Genomic DNA, 2,118 nt, shown 5'->3' with positions numbered 1-2,118 from the left:
CCGTCACCGGCGGGCCGGCATCCAGTTCGAGCAACAGGTCGGCCAGCGTCTGGGTGTCGCAGCTGAAGCGCAGGCAGATGTAGGGCTTGTCCGGCGTGGCCTGGATCACGTGGCTGCGCGGCATCAGCGGCATGGCCACCAGCAGGCAATGACTCGGGCCGTAAACCAGCACATCGTCGCCGAGCTGCACCTTTTTCGCGCCCTGCAGCGCCAGCACCAGTCCCGGCTCGTAGACGGCAGGCAACTGGGCGGCTGGCGCGCTGGCGCGTATCAGTTGGAGGCCAGCCACCGCGGTGGCGTGCGTGCCGTCGCTGGTGGCGCGGCGCAGCGTCAGCGCAAGCGCGCGCTGGCGCAATGCGTCCAGTTCGGCGGCGGCAGGGGATGGGGCGGCAACAAGTGTCGATTCGGCCATGCCGGCGATTGTGCAAGCGCTGCTTTGGCCTTGGCGGTCCTGTGGCCGCAGGATCGGAGGATCAGGCAAGGATGGCCGAGCTTTGCACTGTGCCGGCGTGGCGCCGCTGCCTAAGCTTCGGTCCATCGCAGCGGCACAGGGCCGTTGCCTGCTCACAAGGAGAGACTGTCATGACCACCACCAAGCAAACCGCCGCACTGCCGCGCCGCCGCCTGGGCACCCAGGGCCCGCAGGTCTCGGCCATCGGCCTGGGCTGCATGGGCATGTCCGACTTCTACGGCCCGCGGGACGACGCCCAGTCCCTGGCCGTGCTGCACCACGCGCTGGACATCGGCCTGAATTTCTTCGACACCGCCGACATGTACGGCGTGGGCCGCAACGAGCAGCTCATCTCGCAGGTGCTGGCCAAGCGACGCAGCGAGGTGGTGATCGCCACCAAGTTCGGCAACGTGCGCGCGCCGGACGGCACGCCGCTGGGCATCGACGGCAGCGCGGCCTACGTGCGCAAGGCCTGCGACGCCAGCCTGCAGCGCCTGGGCGTCGAGCAGATCGACCTCTACTACCAGCACCGGGTCGACAAGAAGGTGCCGATCGAGGAAACCGTTGGCGCGATGGCCGAACTGGTCAAGGCGGGCAAGGTCAAGCACCTGGGCCTGTCCGAAGCCTCGGCGGCCACCATCCGCCGCGCCGCCGCGGTGCACCCGATTGCCGCGGTGCAGACCGAGTATTCGCTGTGGAGCCGCGACGTCGAAGATGAAGTGTTGCCCACCTGCCGCGAACTGGGCATCGCGCTGGTCCCCTACAGCCCGCTGGGCCGTGGTTTCCTGACCGGTGCGATCCGCAGCACCGACCAGCTGGCGGCCGACGACTGGCGCCGCGCCAACCCGCGCTTCCAGGCCGGCAACCTCGACGCCAACCTGGCGCTGGCCAATGCGCTGGGCATGCTGGCCCGCGACCATGGCCACACGCCGGCCCAGCTGGCGCTGGCCTGGCTGCTGGACCAGGGCGACGACATCGTGCCCATCCCCGGCACCCGCAGCAGCACCAGGCTGGACGAGAACGCCGCGGCCACCCGCATCACGCTGGACCCGGCGTTGCGCGAGCAGTTGATGGCCGTGCTGGCCGAACACCCAGTCTCGGGCACGCGCTACCCGGAAGCAGCCATGGCCAACGTGAACGTCTAGAGAAGCTGCGAACGAATCACTCGAACCCGCCTGGGCCGCCAAAACGCGCCCACTCGTCGTTGCAAATGCTCGCTGTAGCCCGAGCTACAGCTGTGCTTTGCGCCTAGATTGGGCCCGTTTTGACAACCCCTTCGGGCCCGATCGATTCATTCACAGCTTCTGAGGGCTCTCAGCCCAGGCCGAGGAAGCTGTGCATGCGCTGCAGCTCCTCGTCCAGCGCCTGGCTGAACGCAGCGCTGCGCGGGCGTTTGTCCACGAAGCCCAGGTCCGGCACCAGCTGGCCATCGGTCACTTTCAGATTGGCCCAGCCGATCACCTGCTCGCGCCACAGCAGCGGCAGCGCGTAGTGGCCGCGCAGGCGTTTGGCCGCGGGGGTGTAGGCCTCGAAGCGGTAGGCCCAGCCCCAGAAATGCTCGAAGCGCGGCCGGTCCCAGACCACCGGGTCGAACGGCGCCAACAGCCACACGGCCTCGGGCGCCTGGTGCCGCTTCGAGGCCGGCTTCTCGTCCGCCGGCCAGAACC

At 68.9% G+C, this 2,118-nt stretch carries 3 protein-coding genes; 1 reads left to right on the top strand and 2 read right to left on the bottom strand.

What is annotated here, in order from left to right; translation table 11 throughout:
• Positions 1-412: AraC family transcriptional regulator (locus FKP22_RS28185; protein WP_170201145.1), on the bottom strand; the 412-nt coding region annotated here is incomplete at its 3' end.
• A 170-nt stretch (positions 413-582) separates the two neighbouring features.
• On the opposite strand from FKP22_RS28185, the gene FKP22_RS28180 reads away from it, so the two are divergent.
• Positions 583-1,596 carry an aldo/keto reductase gene (locus FKP22_RS28180; protein WP_211361628.1) on the top strand — a complete coding sequence of 338 codons (1,014 nt, stop codon included), beginning with the start codon at positions 583-585 and terminating at the stop codon, positions 1,594-1,596.
• A 169-nt stretch (positions 1,597-1,765) separates the two neighbouring features.
• On the opposite strand, the gene FKP22_RS28175 is transcribed toward FKP22_RS28180, so the two are convergent.
• A partial coding sequence (locus FKP22_RS28175) for a DNA glycosylase AlkZ-like family protein (RefSeq protein WP_211361627.1) occupies positions 1,766-2,118 on the bottom strand: 353 nt, incomplete at its 5' end.

The sequence above is a fragment of the Ideonella azotifigens genome, assembly GCF_006519715.1.
Lineage (GTDB): Bacteria > Pseudomonadota > Gammaproteobacteria > Burkholderiales > Burkholderiaceae_C > Ideonella > Ideonella azotifigens.
This window is presented reverse-complemented; position numbering and strand designations above follow the sequence as displayed.